This is a genomic window from Streptomyces sp. ActVer, assembly GCF_027270795.1.
GTDB lineage: Bacteria > Actinomycetota > Actinomycetes > Streptomycetales > Streptomycetaceae > Streptomyces > Streptomyces umbrinus_A.
This window is the reverse complement of the sequence record NZ_JAPWHT010000852.1, coordinates 1-1,639: the sequence shown is the minus strand read 5'-3', so window position 1 is coordinate 1,639 and position 1,639 is coordinate 1. Positions and strand designations below refer to the sequence as shown.

The window sequence follows — 1,639 nt, the reverse complement described above, 5'->3', positions numbered from 1 at the left end:
GCGCACGGGCCTGAACACCGCCCGGCCGCTGCTCGCCGTCAACCCGCGCCGGCAGTGGCGCGAGCTGATGGACGCCCGCCGCCACCTCTACACCGAGGTCGCGACCGCCGTGGTGGCCACCGACGGCCGCACCCCCGAAGAGGTCGCCCAAGCGGTCCTCGACGCACTGGAGTTGAAGGAAGCATGAGCGAGGCAGTGACGCGGATCCACGTCGGCGGCACGGCGGGCAGCGAGCCGTACGAGGTGCTGGTCGGCCGCCAACTGCTCGGTGAGCTGGGCACGTTGGTCGGCGAGCGAAGCGAGGTGGGGGTCCCCCCGGCCGGAGGCTGGGGGAGGGCCAAGCGGGTCGCGGTGATCCACCCCGAGGCGCTCGCCGAGACCGGTGAGGCGCTGCGGGCCGACCTGGCCGGGCAGGGCTTCGACGCCGTCGCCATCCAGGTGCCCAACGCGGAGGAGGCCAAGACCGCCGAGGTCGCCGCGTACTGCTGGAAGGCGCTCGGACAGTCCGGTTTCACCCGTACCGACGTGATCGTCGGCGTGGGCGGCGGGGCGACCACCGACCTCGCCGGATTCGTGGCGGCGACCTGGCTGCGCGGAGTGCGCTGGATCGCCATCCCGACCACCGTGCTGGCCATGGTGGACGCGGCGGTCGGCGGCAAGACCGGCATCAACACCGCCGAGGGCAAGAACCTCGTCGGCGCCTTCCACCCGCCCGCCGGTGTGCTGTGCGACCTGGCCGCCCTCGACTCGCTGCCGGTCCACGACTTCGTGTCCGGGCTCGCCGAGATCATCAAGGCCGGCTTCATCGCCGACCCGGCGATCCTCGAACTCATCGAGGCCGACCCGCAGGGCGCCCGCACCCCCGAGGGACCGCACACCGCCGAGCTCATCGAGCGCTCCATCAAGGTCAAGGCCGAGGTCGTCTCGTCCGACCTGAAGGAGTCCGGGCTGCGCGAGATCCTCAACTACGGGCACACCCTCGCCCACGCCATCGAGAAGAACGAGCGCTACGAGTGGCGGCACGGCGCGGCGGTCGCGGTGGGCATGCACTTCGCCGCCGAGCTGGGCCGGCTGGCGGGGCGCCTCGACGACGCGACGGCGGACCGGCACCGCACGATCCTGGAGTCGGTCGGGCTGCCGCTGAGCTACCGCTACGACCAGTGGCCCAAGCTCCTGGAGACCATGAAGGTCGACAAGAAGTCCCGAGGCAACCTCCTCCGCTTCATCGTCCTCGACGGCCTGGGCAAGCCCACCGTCCTGGAGGGCCCCGACCCGGCGGTGCTCCTCGCCGCCTACGGCGAAGTGGGCGAATAGCCCCCTCCGGCGAAACTTGGCCCGATTTGCCTTGTGCGGAGGGGCACTTCGGACCGTCCCCCGCCGTTCACCAAACGGCGGCCGGGGACGGTACCGTTCGGTAGGGAGTGGGGCGGGTGCCCCGCTCCCAGCGCCAATTGCCTGCGGCGAGTGAGCCAAAGACACGAGACGGAGTGGCACCGGATGCAGCACGCAGTGGGGTCTCCGCTGCCGCCGCCCCACCAGCCGGGGCACGGACCGGCCGTCGGCTGGTCGCCGGCCGCACAACACCCGGGACCGCACCACCCGGGCGCGCACCCGGGCTGAGGGCCTGCCGGCGCGCCCC

3 protein-coding genes are annotated in these 1,639 nt (G+C 72.6%); all 3 read left to right on the top strand.

The features are described 5' to 3' along the window. Positions 1–187 (top strand): shikimate kinase (locus O3Q52_RS52790; RefSeq protein WP_332113034.1); only part of this gene is annotated, 187 nt, incomplete at its 5' end. Next, complete coding sequence (gene aroB, locus O3Q52_RS52785; RefSeq protein ID WP_269655500.1) at positions 184–1,314, top strand: 3-dehydroquinate synthase; 1,131 nt, start codon at positions 184–186, stop codon at positions 1,312–1,314. The genes O3Q52_RS52790 and aroB, both read left to right, overlap by 4 nt. Before the next feature lie 183 nt (positions 1,315–1,497). Then, complete coding sequence (locus O3Q52_RS52780) at positions 1,498–1,620, top strand: Pro-rich N-terminal domain-containing protein (protein WP_269655499.1); 123 nt, start codon at positions 1,498–1,500, stop codon at positions 1,618–1,620. Positions 1,621–1,639 lie beyond the last annotated feature (19 nt).

Bases quoted from the DNA above. Each gene is read 5' to 3' on its own strand.
- aroB (WP_269655500.1), top strand. From the start codon at position 184: ATGAGCGAGGCAGTGACGCGGATCCACGTCGGCGGCACGGCGGGCAGC.
- O3Q52_RS52780 (WP_269655499.1), top strand. From the start codon at position 1,498: ATGCAGCACGCAGTGGGGTCTCCGCTGCCGCCGCCCCACCAGCCGGGG.